We start from the raw sequence: 17,584 nt of genomic DNA on the forward strand, positions 1-17,584 counted from the left end.
GTCCCCACCCCAACTATTTACAAAGAGCCTAAAAATCCTACTTCATTTATTTTGTTCTACCTTTTATAGAACAATTTTGTTATACTAACTATATAACAGAAATGGAGGCATTTTATGTTTCTTCAAATTGAACCGTATTCTGATATTCCTATTTATACGCAAATATCACAACAAATTATAGAGGGAATCGCTAATAAAGATATTATCCCTGGGGATTCCTTACCTTCAGTACGTTCCTTAGCAGCAGATCTAGGTGTTAATATGCATACTGTTAATAAAAGCTATCATGAATTAGAGAAAAAGGGCTTAATCACCATCATTCCAAAAATAGGTGCTGTAGTAAATGTAACAAGAGAAGAGGGAGGGGTTAAAGGAGAGCAATTAGATTATATGGAGAAAATGCTACGACCTGTTGTTGCAGAGGGTATTGTTTATGGATTAGGTTTAAGTGAATTTGAACTATTAATTAAAAGGCTAATGAAGACATTACAATAGGGGGATTGTTATGGTTGGATATTGGGTTTCGATTGCAATGCTTAGTTTGTTAGGGGCAATTCAAATTTTTATACCATATATGTTAAAGAGTACGATAGTATTTGGTGTTACAATACCAACATCGCAAATAAAACATGCGACAGTAAATCAAACAAAGAAGACATATAGTGTTGCAATGGCTATTATTTGGTTATTAATGATTGTTAGTTATTCCATTTGGGGATTAAGTATAAACCAAAATGGAGAGCTTCAAATTGTTGTTGGAGTATTCACCATGCTTCTTTTTATATTAATTAGTTTGTTATTCTATACGTATTTTCATCGTAAACTGCAGGTAGAAAAGCAGCAAAAGCAATGGGGAGCAGACTTAACTGAAGTTAAAATAGCAAGTACAAATAAGCAAGATGATATGTTGCCACTTTCTTATTTTTGGAGTTTAGCTTTAGTATCAGTGATACTTATTATTTACACATATTATCAATACCCTTTACTACCTCAGCAAGTCCCCACGCATTGGGGTCCAAGTGGAGAGGCTGATGCTTTTACTGAGAAAAATTATTTTTCTGTAATATCTCTGCCTTTAATTATGCTAGTTACACAAATTTTGTTTGCTACAATATCAGAGGGGACAAAACGTTCAGGAGTTAAGATTAGTGCACTTAATATGCAAAAGTCTGCTTATAATCAGGGTAAAAAAAGACAGTATACTAGTAAGTTTTTGTTTTTAACGGCTTTTTTGATAACCTTATTATTCAGCTTTTTACAGTTGACGACGATACATCATGCCGCCATTGGAAAGAATTTTATGTTGGCTATATTTATAGGCTTTATCGTGCTGACTTTTATGGGGAGTACTATTTTCTCGATTAAATTTAGTAAGTTAAATAAAGAAATTGCCCCCTCCAATATGTCTAATGGTTTGACAGATTTAGATGATGATCGTTATTGGAAGGGTGGATTAGTTTATTTCAATAAAGAGGACCCATCTTTATTTGTAGAAAAAAGATTTGGAATTGGTTGGACGATTAACTTTGCAAGGCCAATGGGCTATATTATACTATTTGGACCAATTCTTATTATTTTTTTCATAGCGTATTTTTTATAAAACTGAGCGAGTGGCTATAGTCCATCTCGCTCTTTCGTTATAATGGAGAAAAAACTAGAAATGAGGCAATGAGAGTGTCAAAAATTTTAATTGTGGATGATGATAAGAATATTTTAGATTTAGTACGTATCCATTTGACACAAGCGGGCTATCAGGTACTAAAAGCAGAAAATGCAGTTCAAGCACTCGGAGTATTAGAAATGGAGATTCCTGATTTAGCAGTAGTAGATGTAATGATGCCAGGAATGAATGGTTATGAGTTAACAAAACGTATAAGAGATCAATTAGATATTCCCGTTTTGCTATTAACTGCAAAAGGAGAACTGGAAGATAAAGAAAAGGGCTTTTTGTCTGGTTCAGATGATTATATGGTAAAACCATTTGAGCCTAAAGAGTTATTATTCCGTATTGCAGCCATTTTACGACGCTACGATAAACCAAGTGAGACAATTCTTCGAGTTGGTTCGATGACGATAAATAGAAAAAGTTATGAAGTATCTGTAGGACAAAGTATATTATTGATGCCGCTCAAAGAATTTGAAGTTTTAGCATTGCTTGCTACTCGTCCGAATCAGGTGTTTGAAAGAGCAGATATTATGGAGAAGATATGGGGCTATGATTACGATGGGGATGAACAAACATTAAATACACATATCAAGCGAATTCGTGAAAGGTTGGCTAAGTTTGCTACAGGTGTAGAAATTGTAACAGTTCGTGGAGTCGGTTATAAGTTAGAGGTGCAGGGCCAATGAAGTCTTTGTATAGTAAGTTTTTACTTGCAACTATTCTCATTATGATTTTCAGCTCATTAGCAGGATTTTTACTTACGAACACGTATTATCATCAAGTTACGAAGTCAAAGAATGATGCTAAAAATGTAACAATTGCACAATCTGTTATCCAACATATTAATGAGGTGCAGGACCTTAATTTAGACCATTATCTACAAACACTTGGGGATGTAGGATATCAAATTTATCTAGTTAATGAAAATGGTGATTCAAAATTTTATGGAGGAGATTATCGAGTAAAGGATTTAACGGACTCTACTGTTCAACAAGTGTTGAATGGGGAGATTTATCATGGTATGCGAGATTTCCCGAAAGAAACATTTGTAACAGGATTCTTTGCTAATCATTTGTCCAATACAGTAGGGGTTTCATTTCAATATCATCATAAACGCTATGCAATGTTTTTAAGACCAGATATAAAGTTACTTTTCAATGAAGTACATACAATTATGGGTGGATGGACAATATTTATGGGGTTAATTAGTCTAGCAGCCATGTTGTTATTTGCAAAGCTTTTGATCAAACCAATTACAGAGTTGACGGAAGCAACAAAGCGCATTGCTAATGAACGATTTGATACGCCCTTAAAAATTGAGAGTAAAGATGAAATTGGTCAGCTCGCAACAAGTTTTAATACAATGATGGGGCAATTACAAGAAAATGATCAAATACGAAAGGAATTTATTAGTAATGTTTCTCATGACTTTCAGTCGCCGTTATTAAATATTCAAGGATATGCAGGATTATTGGTATCAGAAAATATTACTGATGAGGAACGCAGGGATTATGTTTCTATCATTCAATCTGAAACACATCGATTATCGACATTAACGAAACAGTTATTATTATTAACTTCTCTTGACCAATCTTCACGTAAAATGGAGAGAAAAATATATGCACTTGATGAGCAGATGAAAAGGACGATTCAAAAATATCGATGGTGGTTGGAAGAAGAAGGCATTAATCTATCTATGACACTTGAACCTACACTGATTAATGCTGATGCAGGCTTATTAGAAAATGTCTGGGAAAATTTATTGACCAATGCGATTAAATATAACAAGGAAAATGGAGATATTCAAGTAGTATTAACATCAACCGATCAAGAAGTTACTGTTCAAATTCAAGATACAGGTATTGGCATGAGCGATACAACAAAAGAACAATCATTTCAACGTTTTTTCCGTGCAGATGATTCTCGTACAAAGGATGGGACAGGTCTTGGCTTAGCAATTGTTGAGCAAATTGTTAAAATTCATGGAGGCAACATCCAGGTGGAAACTCAATTAGGGATAGGAACAGTTTTCACCATAATCCTTCCAAAATTGTAATGTGAAGTTCATATAGAGTTCATATAGACAGTTTATATTTACACCATAGAAAGAAATTCTGAAATCTATGGAGGTAGAACATGCTGGAAAGAAAATGGGGTATACGATTAATCCGTTTGGCTGCCATTTTTGGCTTAGTCGGCGCATATTTAGGGTCACATATGGCTGGATCAGGGAGCTATCAATTTCGTCCAATTCATGCACATATTTTAGTAGTTGGTTGGCTTTCTGTATTTGCATGGGGGATTTTCTACAGTCTCTTTAAGATTAAATCAGCTAAATTAGTCGTTGTACATGGTTGGACAGCAATAATTGGTTCAATTGGCTTGACTATGGGCATGTGGTTTAACACATTAAAGCCATTTGGTATTAATGATACATTTGCGTTAGTTTTTTATATAGTAGGCGGTACTGTTTTGTTAATAAGCTTTGGGCTATTTATCCTTACAACATTTATGATTGATTCTAATAGAAAGTAGGATAATGATGAAAATTTTTAAAGAGAAAAAAAGATGGTTTGCTATTCTATTGATTTGGATTATCGCTGCTGCAGCGTTGTCCGGGATGGCACCTCATGCAAAAGAAGTAACATCACCAAATAAAAACTCAGGTCTTCCTGAAACAGATGCATCAATCCAAGCTGAAAAAGCTTTAAAAGAATATTTTCCTTCATCTGAGGGTGTTCCCTTGTTTGTCGTTGTTCATGACAAGGATGGATTGAAGGAACAAGATGTAAATAAGGCAATGATGAATATTGAAAAGGTTATGACAAATGCAAATAAAGATTTTACCGTTGTGCCTCTTTCAAAAATGCCGGAACAAGCACGTGCTTCCTTCTTCTCAAAGGATAATACCACATTCTTTTTACCAGTATTATTCCCTAAAGGTATGGAAAACAAGGTTGTAAAAGCAACAATGGATGACTTAAAAAAACAAGTTGCTAAAGAACAACCATCTAATTTAAAAACCTATTTTACGGGTCCTGCTGGTATCGTAGCAGATACGTATGAGATGTTCTCTAAGGCAGATGTGGTATTAATATTAGGTACAGTTGCTTTAATATTTGTTATTTTAATTGTTATTTACCGTTCACCGTTGCTTTCATTTATTCCTTTAATCGGTGCGGGTATAGCCTATTCTGTTGTAGATCGCTTATTAGGATTGATGGGGAAAGCAGATTGGTTTGCAATTGATAGTCAATCGTTATCTATTATGATGATTCTATTATTTGCAGTTATCACTGATTACTCATTATTATTATTTTCACGTTTCCGTGAAGAGCTTGAAAAAGGCTTACATGTCAATGAAGCAATGAAAAACGCATTGAACTTTGTAAAAGAGCCAATCGTATTTAGTGGCGGTACAGTATTTCTAAGTATGCTAACATTATTCTTTGCTGTATACGAATCATACCGTGGTTTTGCACCAGTATTTGCAGTAGCAGTTGCTTTAATGCTTGTTGCGGGTTTAACTTTAATGCCAGCTTTGTTTGCGATTGCAGGTGAGAAATCATTCTGGCCATCTAATCCACGTAAGCGCGCTATAAAACGTGCAGGTAAAGAAAACTTTTGGCACAAGCTTGGTCACTTTGTTACTGAAAAACCATGGCTTGCGATGATGCCGATTATTGTTATCTTAGTGATTTTTGCCTCTATGATTAGACATGTAAATTATTCATTTAACTTATTGGACTCTTTCCCAAAAGAAATGTCCTCTATTCAAGGGTATAACGTATTAAATGATGCATTTTCTGCAGGGGAAATTGCTCCAAGTACAGTCATTATAAAAGCAAAAGATGATTTAACTAATAAACAATTAACGTCATTAGTAGATAAATTGAATGATCAAAAGAGCGTGAATAAGGCTGAAATTCAAGGAAATCCATATGCTGATAATCATCAAAATGTAGCAAAGATTAATCTTGTTTTAAACAATAACCCTTATACAGAAAAAGCCTTTGATGATCTTGAAAAGTTAAGAAAAGATTCAAATCAGATTTTACATGATAGTCATATTAATGACGCAAATATGCTAATAGCTGGTGAAACGGCTCAAAATGCAGATATTCGTGCAGCAAGTCATGGTGATGAAATACGCATCATTATTTTAATGACAGTATTAATCATGGTAATGCTTGGCATACAAACTCGTTTGCTTTTAGCGCCAGTATATATGATGGCAACTATTCTATTATCATATGGAGCGGCACTTGGATTTACTGTATTCTTCTTCCAAGACTTACTTGGCCATTCCGGAATCAGTTATCGTATTCCACTTTACACATTTGTATTTTTAGTAGCGCTTGGTGTGGATTATTCTATTATGTTAATCTCGCGAATTCGTGAAGAGAAAGTACATTTACCGATTAAAGATGCTGTACGTGAGGGAGTAGGTAAAACAGGGGGCGTTATTTCTTCTGCAGGTTTGATCTTAGCAGCGACATTTGCCGTGTTAATCACACAACCGGTTATGGAGCTTCGGGCATTCGGTTTTGCAGTAGCAGTTGGGGTGCTTGTCGATACATTCCTTGTGCGTCCAATCGTCATTCCGGCTTTAATCGTTATTCTGGGCAAGTTTAGTTTTTGGCCAAAAAAATTAAAACATGATGCATAGTTTAAAAAGTATAGAAAGGCCTGTATGGATAAATTTCTCCATACAGGCTTTATTTGATTGATTTAGTAAAAAATTTTACTTTACGAGAAAGTTTTTCACTTCATGACTATGAAGGCCATCATCATTTTCAACATGCAATTTTAATTGATATTTTCCAGCTTGGCTGAAGGTATATTTTGCTTCATATGTACCTTTGGATGTTTCATTTAAAGTAATCCAAGTTGGTTTACCATCGTCAAATTGAGGAAGGATTTGGTAGTGTACGCTTGCACCTGATAATACTTTATCATCATGTTTTAAAGATACATTAAGCTTTACTTCCGAATCTTTTTTTACCGAATGCTTGTGGTTGTAAGTAATCGCTACATCATGATGGTGTTCATGTTCCTCTGTAGTAGATTTAACAGAAGTATTTTGAGTCGCATGTTCTGATTTTGTAGGGGCATTGTCTACTTCTATTTCAGTGTTTGGCATTACATGGTTGCCGTCCTTTGCAGAGACGTGAGCAGTAATATTATACTTTCCAGCATCTTGTACTTTATAAGTGGCAACATATGAATTATCCATAAGTTTAGCTGCTATCATTTTGTCGAAATTAGTTTTGCTATTTTCAATTTCAAATGCCACATCTTTTGCATCTGTAAATGCTTTACTTTCTTTAGTCACAGTTACTTTCAGTACAACTTTGTCTCCAACTTTAGCCGTATCTGGAACCGTTAATGTGGCTTTTAAAGGTGCTTCTTCTTTTTTACTATCATTTGTTGCATGGTTATTGTGATCATTATTATTACAAGCTACAAGAGCTATTGAAGTAGTCAATGCTATAAATAACATAATCATTTTTTTCATATTAAAAAAACTCCCTTCTTATGACAATAATCATTGTAACAAAAGGATAAAGGGAGTTTGCGAAATAAGTGTGAAATTCTGCTATTTAGTTGAATTTTTTTGTAAAATTGTCGGTAATACCATACCAAATAACACCAATATAATACCACCTACTTGAAGCATTGTTAGTTTTTCGTGAAGAACTATGACAGAGGCAATAATGGCTACTGGTAGTTCAGTTGCACTTAAAATAGACGCTACTCCTCCACCGACTTTAGGAACAGAAATGGTGAAGAGTAGGATTGGTAATATAATACCAAAGAAGCCTAGGGCGAGACCGAAGTATAATAGCTCAGAGGCAAATAGTTTCCCATTAATTATTATTTCTGGTGTTTGGAAAATGCATACTATTAGCATGGCGAAGAATGCCATAATCGTCATACGACCAATCTTCGATACTCCCTCAACTGGTTTGGAATTGAATTGCATGAAGCAAGCAAAACTAAGAGCTGATGCAAAACCAAATAACCACCCACGTATATCGAGTCCACTTAAATCTGCATCTAAGATACCTGCTGCAAGAATTGTTCCAGCTACTAAGAAGACAAGAGATAATAACTCAATACGTGTAGGACGTCTACGATGGATGATGCAATCTAAAAAGAGGCCAATCCATGTAAATTGAAATAGCATAACAACTGCTAGTGAAGCAGGCAAATAGTGAACAGCCTGTCCATATACAATTCCTGTATTTCCAGTAAGTAAACCGGAAATCATAATTATTAAAAAGCCTTTACCAGTAAGCTTTGGTAAAGTGCGTTGTGTAATAATAAATAGCAAGAATGCTAGTAAAAAACCAATCACATATTGACTTGTAACGGCTTCGTTCGTTTCAAAGCTTCGACCCATCGCAACTTTTATAATTGTTGATAAAATCCCATATGAGCTTGATCCAATCACGATAAGCAATGGGTATATGAAATTTTTGTTCATAAGTTGACACTCCAGTTGTAAAAAATCTCAAAGAAGAATTATATCACAAAAAATTCATTTGTTCGCTAAAACATAATTGTCCTTTGCTTTTATCATCATAACAAGGACATTTATAATGAAAAAGGACATATGTCCGAAAGGAAGATTATAGATGAAAATTATCGAAGACACGTCACTACTTCATAGAAAATTAATTGAATATAAGTTTCAGCAGATTTTTGGAGATGTTGATGCACGACCATTTTCACTTCTAAGCTACAAAGAAGGGGAAATCATATTGCACGAGGGAGTTGAGTTGCAATCTTTACTTTACTTAGTTGAGGGGAAGATAAAAGCAACATCAAGTGTAGAAACTGGAAAGTCCCTATTATTACGTTTTAGTAGACCTCTAGCTATAATAGGAGATTTGGAATTGGTTCGGCATGTGCCGGTCCAATCGCAAATTACAGCTGTCACAGATTGTTTTTGCATCTCGTTACCATTCGATTATATATATAACTTTGAAATGAATAACCCACTATTTTTACAGGATCTTTTAAAACATTTAAGTTATAAATTACAAACGAGTACTACAGCTTCTCGGGTTAATTTATTAGCCTCAGTAGAAAACCGTTTTGCGAGCTATTTATTGTCTATAACTGCACCTAATAATGAGTTTGGTTTAGAATTAAAAACAACAAATATAAGTGAAATTGCAGATTTACTCGGAACAACACATCGTCATCTAAATCGTGTTATTCGAGATTTATGTGAACGTAAAATTATTAAAAAGGATCGTAAAGTTATACGGATATTAAATGAGATGCAATTAAAAGAACTTTCACAAGGTATTCGATATGAATAACGATAGTATTATTCTATCTTTTATATTAAAATTAAGCATAATAATATTAAAGGTAGGTAAAAAATGAGAAAAAATATCATATCGTTATTAACTCTAGTTTTTTCTATTGCATTTGTTTTTGGAAACGAACTTGATGCATCAGCAGCTACGTCACTATCTAAACCTGTCATTACGGTAAAGGCAACAGGTACAACAAAGATCAAAATTTCTTATAAGAAGGTAAAAGGTGCAACTTCATATCGCATTTACCGTGCAACTTCAAAAAACGGTAAGTATAAACGCATCATTTCAACGAAAAGTACATCCTATACAAATAGTAAGTTAAAATCTTCTTTTAGATATTACTATAAAGTTCGTGCTTTAAAAAAATCAGGAAAGAAAACTTATTATAGTAAATATTCAACTGTGAAATCTACAAAAACACTTATTCCATATGCAAAATACGCAGGTTCATATAAAGTAGGGAAAGATATCTCTGCTGGAGAGTACATGATTTTTGGTAAAGATGTATACTATGAAATTTCAAAACAACCATCCAATTTCGATGCGATTTTGACAAATGATTTTGTGTACAATCAAGCGTATGTCCGTTTATCAGTTGGACAATACTTTAAGCTATCTGATTACGGTACAGGAGCGTACTTTATCCCTTCTTCAAAAGTAAAGCATACACTTGCTACATCTGTTAAAAAGCCAGGTATGTATAAAATAGGCGCAGATCTAAAAGCTGGTACTCACAAAATCTCATTTGGTAGCTATTATGAAGTCATCAATAATTCTTCAATTTTAGATATGGAAGCTCTTGAGTATAATGGAGAAATTAATGGAACAGAGTATGTAAAAGTGAAAAACGGACAGTTTTTAAAGATTAATCCATCTTATTAAATAAGTATTTGTGGATATATGTTAAATATCTTTACAAATTGCTAGAATTATAAAAAAGATCACTATAAAAATGTAATAAAGATGACTTCAATATATTCGTGAAGTCATCTTTTTTGAGTGGAAAAATGGAGAGGCTATTCGTCTCCGTCTTTATTGAACTAAATAACTAAATACCTTTTACCATATGATCAAATTCTTCTCCAATAATCATCCAGGGTTCTGAGAATACAAATCCCATTTTCTCATATAAATGTCGAGCACGTACTTTTTGCTTTTCAACACTCAAGGATACTTTTTGGTAACCTTTTTCTTTAGCAATATGATCAGCGTATTGTAATAGTGTAGTGCCAACTCCATGTCCACGGTATTGCTTTGCGGTGCAAATTGTATCAATGTAGAATTCATCTTCACGGGCTTCAACTTCAATAGTTTGAACTCGAGCACCTTTAGCAGCTAACCATGTTTCTAAGTTTTTATCTAAAAGGGGTGCTTCATCACCGCCATAAACCACCATAATTCCAGCAACTCCACCATTTATTTCAGCAATATATGTGTTTTTATAAGAGTGTCTGTTATCTGTACGTGTAAATAGCTCTTCTAGTGAATTGAGAATAGCTTTTGGTTCATCTTCACCTGTAAGACGATTCGCAATTTCATCAATAGCTTCTACGATTAAAGGTGCAACAAATGGTGCGTCAGCTAACTTAGCTTCTCTTACATTAATATCCATATTTATCAATCTCCTTCAGGATAAGTATAGCAGAGGGCATAAAGTTCTGCTGGAAATAGGATTTTTTTCATTTCTTATGATGTAATACCTAAATTATTTCATAAGTTACTTTTGCGTTGTCAGACTTCATGGTACGATAGAAGGAAGATATGTGTGAAGGAGTTTGTAAATGTTAGAGTCCAAAAAAGAATTCGTTCTCGTCTACGGGGATGCATTTGTTGATTTTATAGCTAATGATACTACGAATACAACGTTTACCAAGTTTTTAGGTGGGGCAACAGTGAATGTTGCTGCAGGTATTAGTCGAATAGGTGCACCTGCTGCACTGATTACTTTAACCGGAGATGACGAAACATCTGAATTTGTCCGTCATGAACTAGACAATGAAGGCGTTATTATGGATTATGCCAAAATTATTCCAGAAAAACGTGTTAGTGGAGTTCATGTTCATTTAACTGAGAGACATGAGCGTATTTTTACAAATTATATTGATGATACACCGGATCTTCAAGTAGAAAGTGGGCATTTGCAAGAAGAAGCTTTCCAACGTGCTTCTATTTTTAATTTTTGCTCTAATACAATGTTCCATCCAACTGCTTTAGAAACTACCAAAAAAGCGGTTGCTCTTGCCAAAAAACATCAAGTATTAGTTGCGATGGATGCTAATATTCGCCCCTTACGATGGGAAAGCCCACAAATTTGTCATGATACAATTGCTACTTTCTTAAAAGATGCTGATTTATTAAAATTAGCAGATGAAGAATTATTCTTTTTAACACAATCCAATACATTAGAAGAGGGCATTCATGCTTTAAAGAGATTTGATATTCCATTAATCATGGTGACAGTTGGCGATAAAGGTGCATATGTAATCTTTAATGATGAGATGAAACATGTACCTTCTATTAAAATAGAATGTGTTGATACAACTGGTGCGGGGGATGCTTTTATGGCAGGTATACTTCGCCAAGTTCACTTATATGGCATGCCAAAAACAATGGACGAAGCTTTTAACTATGTACGTTTTGCTAACCAATTGGGTGCATGTGCTGCAACAAAAGCAGGTGCGATAACAGCAATGCCTCATTATGAAGAAATTAAAGAATTACTTCACGAAGGAGAATGAAATCGGTGAAAAACTATCAGGAATTAGTTAATAACCAGATTTTCTTTGGAGGAGCTGCTGACGTAGAAGAAGCAATTGCCAATGAACAGATTGATATTGTAATAGATCTACGAGTTGCAGAGCCAGAAAAAGTGGGATATACAAGAGTCCACGCTCCAATTGCTGATAAAGAGGTAGATATAGTTCCATCAATTCAAAATGCAGTTAATGAAGTGATGAAAGCATATCATGATGGGAAGAAGGTCTTTTTCCATTGTGGGAGTGGAAGCGGCAGAGCAGGTACGATAGCTACGGCAACATTATTAGAATTAGGACAAGCAAAAACGGTGGAAGCGGCAGAGCAAAAAGCAAAGGCTATCCGTTCAAAAGTTAATGTCCGTGAACCCCTGAAAAAAGCATTAAAAGAAATTTACGAATAAATCAATGAAAGAGTAGCTCCTAATTAGGAGCTACTCTTTAGTTTTGTATTAATAATATATTTCCTGGGGAATTTTAGTGCTTTTTGGCGAATGGTGTTTAATGTTCATGAGAGAATAACTTTGAGAAGATGCAAAAGATTAATTTTGTTTTGTTTTATCGTTGTTAGAGGCTTTATTTTCATCTCTTGTACAAATATATAGGGATCCATCTGGTTGTAGCTGTGCATAAAAGACATCTTCAACCTTTTGAATATTCTTCTTCTTGAGTTTCTTCATTAATGCCTCTTCAGTTAAATTCATTTCCTCCATTGATTTCCATATAATTTTCCCATCTCCTATTAGTTCTATTGGAATGTGAGGTGGAATGGATACGTCTGCTTTTACGTCTTGTTTGGTAGCTGATTGTTCTGCTGGTTTCTTTAATATACTTAATTGTCCATTTGTCTCTAATATCGCATAATGTATATCCTGAATGGAATAGACAGATTGTTCCCGAAGCATCATGACTAAATCATCCATGTGGAGTTTAGAAGTTTTTAAAGCTTGTACTGAAAGTTCACCATTTTTAATGATAACCGTTGGGCTTCCGTCTACGATATTCCTCATGAAAGACCATTTTAGGGTAATCACACTGGCGAAATATGTTAAAGCTGACCACCAAATGAGAGAAATGATTCCATCAAGAAATGGCGTTTCTTTTACGGAAGCAATTTGAGCAGCAGTGGACCCAATTGTAATACCGGTAATATAGTGGAAATAGGTTAGCTGACTTAATTGTTTTTTTCCGAGTAGACGGGCAAGAATGAGCAATACTATAAAAGAAAGTGTTGTTCGTAGCATCATTTCCCAAAAATTTATTTCTAAAAAGTCACCCATTATTTTCACCTCTCTTTTTATCGCACTTAGTATGAACATGAAAGAAAGGAATATTCTTTTAAAAAGATATTTGAATTTTGGAAAAATTGTTATAATAAATGAATATATTTCACCAAGATATAAAGGAAGTGTAAAGCTTATTATGGCAACGACATTAGTAAGAACGAAAAATCTCACAACGCCTATTTATCCTGTGATGGTTGCAATTGGTATTTGCCATTTATTTAATGATACATTGCAAGCTGTTATACCAGCGATGTTCCCGGTATTGGAAAAGGAGATTGGTTTAACGTTTACGCAACTCGGTCTTATAACATTTGTATTGAATATGGTATCTTCAGTTTTGCAGCCGGTAGTAGGGTTTTTTAGTGACCGTAATCCTAAGCCATATGCTTTACCATTGGGAATGAGTTGTACATTCATCGGACTAGCAGGAATAGCTATTGCACCGAATTACTGGATTATTCTTTTATCGGTTATCTTTTTAGGGCTGGGCTCCGCTATTTTTCATCCGGAAGGTTCAAAAGTAAGTTTTATGGCTGCTGGTTCAAAGCGTGGATTGTCTCAATCTATCTACCAAGTTGGCGGAAATTCAGGACAGGCATTAGCACCATTAATCAGTGCTTTTGTGCTTGTACCATTTGGTCAAATAGGGGCGGCGTGGTTTTTGATTGTAGCAGCTATCGGGATTGTTCTGCTATCTCGAATATCTAGTTGGTATAAAAACCAATTAGAAGAGGAGCGTTTGACGAATAAGAAAAAGACATTGATTTCAAACTTGCCCAATTTAACAAAAAGGCAAGTCGGAATAGCACTAGGCTTATTAATGGCTGTTATTTTTGTTCGCTCGTTTTATGTAACGAACATGACTAACTTTTATATTTTCTATTTAATGGATAAATATCAGTTAACGATTCAAAATGGTCAAATGCTTATTTTTATATTTCTCGGAATTGGTGCTGTTGGAACATTTTTTGGAGGTCCAATGGCAGATCGTATAGGTAGAAAAAGTGTAATATTGCTATCATTTTTGGTTCCTATGCCATTAGCGTTGCTTTTACCATACCTTCCTTTGTGGATAGTTGTTGTATTTTTAGTGGTTATTGGATTTTTCATCATGTTGAGTTTTTCTGTAACAGTTATTTATGCGCAAGAACTTGTGCCCAGTAAAGTAGGGACAATGGCGGGCCTAACGGTGGGACTTGCGTTTGGCATGGGAGCAATTGGTTCAGTAGTAATTGGTATGATGATGGATTCGATGGGGATTTTTAATACAATGATATTCATATCTGTGTTACCTTTATTAGCAATTGTCGCATTTTGGCTTCCAACAGATCATAAAATAACAACATAGTTAGATAAAAAATACGGTGAAATCCTGTTTTCATCAAATTTTGTAGGTTCCAATAAAAGGGATACATTTTTTATCAATTTTGCAATACGCTAATCGAGTAAAGTACGAACGTTGCGTCTTGTCAATTCACTGTGTAAAGTCTGCTAGCAGGAAAGTCAATTTACTCGATAGGTTCCACGTGACAAGTTTTCAAAAGAAATAGCATAGGATAAGCATTATGAACAATATGGAAGGCGGAATGCTGTGTATTATCATAACATGCATCAAAAATCACCCGGAGTATCACGTATTATTTCAGTAACGGGGCATGGAAATGTATCTGCAACACCTGATTTTGTTCAACTACAAGTAGAGATAGTAACAAAAGGAAAAGAGGTAAGTAAGGCAACAGAAGATAATGCTGAAATAACGAGCCGCGTGATTGAATCTATATTGGCATTAGGAGTAGCGCGAGAGGATATTCAAACAGCTTCGTATATGATTTCACCCAAGTATGATTACATCGAAGGGAAACAACTTTTTAGGGGATATGAAGTAACAAATGCGATTAGCGTAAAAGTTCGAAATATAAGTCAAGTAGGTATGCTGATTGATACGGCGGTAAAAAATGGGGCCAATAGTATGTCTGGGTTACAATTTAAACTAGAAAATCCGGACTTTTATTATCAACGAGCTTTAATAATAGCCTATGATAATGCACAGATGAAAGCAAATACAATAGCAGAAACTATGCACTTACATATGCCTCCACAACCTGTAGAAATCGTAGAAGAAAGTATGGCAGAGCCAGTTTTATTCAAAACAGCTATGGCCAATCAAAACGTAACAACTCCGATTGAAACGGGGCTTATTACGATTAGCGCTGTATTAAGAGTAAAATTCCGATATTAAACATTGTTATAAGTTAGTTCTATATTTTTTTCTTAAGATTACACTATTCTATAGGATAGACTAATAAGGGTGGAGATGAAATGGCAAAAAAAATTGGCATAATAACGCTCATATTATCTGGAGTTTATGCCGTAGGAATGTACTTTTATATATTTCATAGTGGAAATGGTGAGATTCCAAATTCTTTAAAAGGAACGGTTGCCGATCCAGCGGTTTTTATGTCCAGTCATGAGCTATTGTTAAGTGAAGACTATTCAAAAATAAGGAACTTTCTTTTCTTCGTTGTAACACCACTTGAATGGTTGATTTATTTATTTATTTTACTTTTAGGATTGTCCCGCTTGTTTGAAAAAAAGGCAACTTCAAAAGCAAAATCAACACTTTTCCAGACAATAATTTATGTATTTTGGTTATCTTTGCTACTGTATATTGTAATGTGGCCAATGGATTATTATCGGTATCAATTGAGTAAAGAATATGGAATTAGCACACAAACTGTCTCTTCTTGGGTAAAAGATGGTTTAATCGATTTTGGAGTCAATTATATGATGTCTGTTATCATGATGTCGGTTATTTATTGGCTTATACGAAAGAGTACGAAAAGATGGTGGCTGTATACATGGCTGCTATCCATACCATTCTCTATTTTTTTAATGTTTGTACAGCCTGTCATTATTGATCCGCTTTATAATGACTTTTATCCTTTACAAAATAAAGAATTAGAAGCTAAAATTCTGGCGTTAGCTGATCAGGCGAATATTCCATCAGACCATGTATATGAAGTCAATATGGCTGAAAAAACAAATGCTTTAAATGCATATGTTACTGGTGTTGGAAGTAATTCACGAATTGTACTATGGGATACAACATTGAATCGGTTGACAGATAAAGAAATCTTATTTATCATGGCGCATGAAATGGGGCACTATGTTGAAAAGCATATCTACTTTGGGATAGCTGGCTATATATTATTAACATTTGTCGGTCTTTGGCTCACTTCTAAAATTATGGACTGGATTATTCTGCGATATGGTCAAGCGTTAAAGATAAAGAAGATAGGTGATGTAAGTTCAATACCACTATTTTTACTCGTTACTTCGTTTTTAATGTTTGCATCGAGCCCTCTGTCGAATTATGTTTCTAGATATCAGGAATCACGAGCTGATGAATATGCCATTAAACTAACAGAAGATCATGCAGCGGCTGTCTCATCATTCCAAAAATTAACAAAAGCAGGATTGAGTGAGGTTAATCCACCATTACTTGTGAAATGGTTCCGCTATACACATCCTCCAATGCTTGAAAGAATCAATACGGTTTATGAAAAAAATCCAAATATAGAACAAGAGAAAAAAGAAGAGCGGAAAAAGGGGAAATAGATAGTGAAAACTGTTCATGGGAATTATGATACTCATGAACAGTTTTTTTAGTTATTTTGCTGTACATTTGGGAATCACATTTTTGTCTATCGCAAAGCTCTCAATTATTTGTATTTCATGCATTTTTCCTTCATGCATAAATTTGAAAATACCATTGTCAAAGTCGGTACCAATCTCTTTGAAGAATATACCCGTATGACAGATTTCTTTTGGACATGTAAATACTACTTTGTATTGTTTTTCTTCACGTACAAGATAACCTCTTACACCCTTTTCATAAACTGTGTCTTCTTCATTATGGATAAAACGTTCAACAGATACAACGTGCATATCAACAAATGGGATTTCCCTTAAGAGTAAGTTCATAAAAGACCCCTTTGTAATTTCCTCCCATCGACTTTGGGCTGTTTGACCAATAATAACTTGTGTAATATTAAGGTTATTCGCAACCTCAGCTATGACCGATTGAATAGGCCTTTTTTCATTATCACGAATGATAAATTCTTCTACTTTGTATTCTTCACAAAGTTCTTTCCATTGTTCGATGTATGCGAGTTTTTCGGCATCTAAATCATCATAAGGAAGTGAGTCAACAGTTAAAATATAAAAAGGACAGTCTAGCATCTGAGCAATTTTATGTCCCCTTTTTATCAACCTTTCACCATTTGGTCCATAATAGACACATACTAAAATACTTTCATCCATACGTCCATGCAAATGTTTCACGTTTCTTTCCACCTTCTTTTTAACAATTTTATGACTATTAATAAATAAAAATAAGAAAATATGAGTTTTATAGGGCTTAAAAATATGAATTTAGAGAAAATAATGTATAATTTAAGTATGCGTAGTTTTATGCAACCCCCTTATTAAAGGTACTCCATGCTCCACGTCTTTTATTTTTTGCGTTATTTAGCTACTTAT

At 34.4% G+C, this 17,584-nt stretch carries 18 protein-coding genes; 13 read left to right on the top strand and 5 right to left on the bottom strand.

Annotated elements, in window-relative coordinates; translation table 11 throughout:
* The first annotated feature begins 114 nt into the window (after positions 1-114).
* From CW357_RS12305 to CW357_RS12330, 6 genes are all read left to right on the top strand, one after another.
* A complete protein-coding gene (locus CW357_RS12305; protein WP_124218210.1) occupies positions 115-495 on the top strand; it encodes a GntR family transcriptional regulator in 381 nt (126 codons plus the stop codon).
* Between the two features lie 10 nt (positions 496-505).
* Positions 506-1,600 (top strand): DUF1648 domain-containing protein, encoded by a 1,095-nt coding sequence (locus CW357_RS12310; RefSeq protein ID WP_124218211.1) that lies wholly within the window; start codon positions 506-508, stop codon positions 1,598-1,600.
* Positions 1,601-1,674: 74 nt separating this feature from the next.
* Positions 1,675-2,352 carry a response regulator transcription factor gene (locus CW357_RS12315; RefSeq protein WP_299515131.1) on the top strand — a complete coding sequence of 226 codons (678 nt, stop codon included), beginning with the start codon at positions 1,675-1,677 and terminating at the stop codon, positions 2,350-2,352.
* A complete protein-coding gene (locus CW357_RS12320; RefSeq protein ID WP_124218212.1) occupies positions 2,349-3,722 on the top strand; it encodes a HAMP domain-containing sensor histidine kinase in 1,374 nt (457 codons plus the stop codon). Before CW357_RS12315 ends, CW357_RS12320 begins: the two co-directional genes overlap by 4 nt.
* Before the next feature lie 83 nt (positions 3,723-3,805).
* On the top strand, positions 3,806-4,201 hold the full coding sequence (locus CW357_RS12325; RefSeq protein WP_119417212.1) for a hypothetical protein: 396 nt from the start codon (positions 3,806-3,808) through the stop codon (positions 4,199-4,201).
* A gap of 7 nt (positions 4,202-4,208) precedes the next feature.
* Positions 4,209-6,335, top strand: coding sequence for an MMPL family transporter (locus tag CW357_RS12330; RefSeq protein ID WP_164489599.1), 2,127 nt, complete (start codon positions 4,209-4,211; stop codon positions 6,333-6,335).
* Positions 6,336-6,410: 75 nt separating this feature from the next.
* On the opposite strand, the gene CW357_RS12335 is transcribed toward CW357_RS12330, so the two are convergent.
* Complete coding sequence (locus CW357_RS12335; protein WP_124218214.1) at positions 6,411-7,184, bottom strand: FixH family protein; 774 nt, start codon at positions 7,182-7,184, stop codon at positions 6,411-6,413.
* Between the two features lie 81 nt (positions 7,185-7,265).
* Positions 7,266-8,156, bottom strand: coding sequence for an EamA family transporter (locus CW357_RS12340; RefSeq protein WP_124218215.1), 891 nt, complete (start codon positions 8,154-8,156; stop codon positions 7,266-7,268).
* A 151-nt stretch (positions 8,157-8,307) separates the two neighbouring features.
* Between CW357_RS12340 and CW357_RS12345 the strand changes: the two genes are divergently transcribed.
* Entirely contained in the window at positions 8,308-9,000 is a 693-nt protein-coding gene (locus tag CW357_RS12345) for a Crp/Fnr family transcriptional regulator (protein WP_119417207.1), read from the top strand.
* 63 nt (positions 9,001-9,063) lie between these two features.
* Positions 9,064-9,885 (top strand): hypothetical protein, encoded by an 822-nt coding sequence (locus CW357_RS12350; protein WP_119417208.1) that lies wholly within the window; start codon positions 9,064-9,066, stop codon positions 9,883-9,885.
* Positions 9,886-10,051: 166 nt separating this feature from the next.
* On the opposite strand, the gene CW357_RS12355 is transcribed toward CW357_RS12350, so the two are convergent.
* Positions 10,052-10,615 (bottom strand): GNAT family N-acetyltransferase, encoded by a 564-nt coding sequence (locus tag CW357_RS12355; protein WP_119417209.1) that lies wholly within the window; start codon positions 10,613-10,615, stop codon positions 10,052-10,054.
* A 169-nt stretch (positions 10,616-10,784) separates the two neighbouring features.
* Here CW357_RS12355 and CW357_RS12360 point away from each other — a divergent pair, with 169 nt between their 5' ends.
* Positions 10,785-11,741: a carbohydrate kinase family protein gene (locus CW357_RS12360; protein ID WP_119417210.1), complete on the top strand. Its 957-nt coding sequence runs from the start codon at positions 10,785-10,787 to the stop codon at positions 11,739-11,741.
* The gene (locus tag CW357_RS12365) at positions 11,738-12,160 is read left to right on the top strand and encodes a protein-tyrosine phosphatase family protein (protein ID WP_119417211.1); all 423 of its coding nucleotides are present in this window, start codon (positions 11,738-11,740) and stop codon (positions 12,158-12,160) included. Before CW357_RS12360 ends, CW357_RS12365 begins: the two co-directional genes overlap by 4 nt.
* Positions 12,161-12,298: 138 nt before the next feature.
* On the opposite strand, the gene CW357_RS12370 is transcribed toward CW357_RS12365, so the two are convergent.
* A complete protein-coding gene (locus tag CW357_RS12370) occupies positions 12,299-13,036 on the bottom strand; it encodes a DUF421 domain-containing protein (RefSeq protein WP_233548096.1) in 738 nt (245 codons plus the stop codon).
* 142 nt (positions 13,037-13,178) lie between these two features.
* On the opposite strand from CW357_RS12370, the gene CW357_RS12375 reads away from it, so the two are divergent.
* From CW357_RS12375 to CW357_RS12385, 3 genes are all read left to right on the top strand, one after another.
* Entirely contained in the window at positions 13,179-14,390 is a 1,212-nt protein-coding gene (locus tag CW357_RS12375; protein ID WP_124218216.1) for an MFS transporter, read from the top strand.
* Positions 14,391-14,633: 243 nt separating this feature from the next.
* Complete coding sequence (locus CW357_RS12380) at positions 14,634-15,281, top strand: SIMPL domain-containing protein (protein ID WP_119416293.1); 648 nt, start codon at positions 14,634-14,636, stop codon at positions 15,279-15,281.
* Positions 15,282-15,361: 80 nt separating this feature from the next.
* Positions 15,362-16,660: a M48 family metallopeptidase gene (locus CW357_RS12385; RefSeq protein WP_124218217.1), complete on the top strand. Its 1,299-nt coding sequence runs from the start codon at positions 15,362-15,364 to the stop codon at positions 16,658-16,660.
* Between the two features lie 51 nt (positions 16,661-16,711).
* Here the strand turns inward: CW357_RS12385 and CW357_RS12390 are convergent, their stop codons facing one another.
* Positions 16,712-17,386 (bottom strand): adenine nucleotide alpha hydrolase family protein, encoded by a 675-nt coding sequence (locus CW357_RS12390; RefSeq protein WP_119416291.1) that lies wholly within the window; start codon positions 17,384-17,386, stop codon positions 16,712-16,714.
* Between the last annotated feature and the right edge of the window lie 198 nt (positions 17,387-17,584).

Source organism: Rummeliibacillus sp. TYF005 (genome assembly GCF_003844195.1).
In the GTDB taxonomy this organism is placed as follows: Bacteria; Bacillota; Bacilli; order Bacillales_A; family Planococcaceae; genus Rummeliibacillus.

What these genes read in the sequence shown, in the direction of transcription:
- CW357_RS12305 (WP_124218210.1), top strand. Translation starts at nt 115, where the DNA reads ATGTTTCTTCAAATTGAACCGTATTCTGATATTCCTATTTATACGCAA.
- CW357_RS12310 (WP_124218211.1), top strand. Translation starts at nt 506, where the DNA reads ATGGTTGGATATTGGGTTTCGATTGCAATGCTTAGTTTGTTAGGGGCA.
- CW357_RS12320 (WP_124218212.1), top strand. Translation starts at nt 2,349, where the DNA reads ATGAAGTCTTTGTATAGTAAGTTTTTACTTGCAACTATTCTCATTATG.
- CW357_RS12330 (WP_164489599.1), top strand. Translation starts at nt 4,209, where the DNA reads ATGAAAATTTTTAAAGAGAAAAAAAGATGGTTTGCTATTCTATTGATT.
- CW357_RS12335 (WP_124218214.1), bottom strand. Translation starts at nt 7,184, where the DNA reads ATGAAAAAAATGATTATGTTATTTATAGCATTGACTACTTCAATAGCT.
- CW357_RS12340 (WP_124218215.1), bottom strand. Translation starts at nt 8,156, where the DNA reads ATGAACAAAAATTTCATATACCCATTGCTTATCGTGATTGGATCAAGC.
- CW357_RS12345 (WP_119417207.1), top strand. Translation starts at nt 8,308, where the DNA reads ATGAAAATTATCGAAGACACGTCACTACTTCATAGAAAATTAATTGAA.
- CW357_RS12350 (WP_119417208.1), top strand. Translation starts at nt 9,064, where the DNA reads ATGAGAAAAAATATCATATCGTTATTAACTCTAGTTTTTTCTATTGCA.
- CW357_RS12355 (WP_119417209.1), bottom strand. Translation starts at nt 10,615, where the DNA reads ATGGATATTAATGTAAGAGAAGCTAAGTTAGCTGACGCACCATTTGTT.
- CW357_RS12360 (WP_119417210.1), top strand. Translation starts at nt 10,785, where the DNA reads ATGTTAGAGTCCAAAAAAGAATTCGTTCTCGTCTACGGGGATGCATTT.
- CW357_RS12365 (WP_119417211.1), top strand. Translation starts at nt 11,738, where the DNA reads ATGAAATCGGTGAAAAACTATCAGGAATTAGTTAATAACCAGATTTTC.
- CW357_RS12370 (WP_233548096.1), bottom strand. Translation starts at nt 13,036, where the DNA reads ATGGGTGACTTTTTAGAAATAAATTTTTGGGAAATGATGCTACGAACA.
- CW357_RS12375 (WP_124218216.1), top strand. Translation starts at nt 13,179, where the DNA reads ATGGCAACGACATTAGTAAGAACGAAAAATCTCACAACGCCTATTTAT.
- CW357_RS12385 (WP_124218217.1), top strand. Translation starts at nt 15,362, where the DNA reads ATGGCAAAAAAAATTGGCATAATAACGCTCATATTATCTGGAGTTTAT.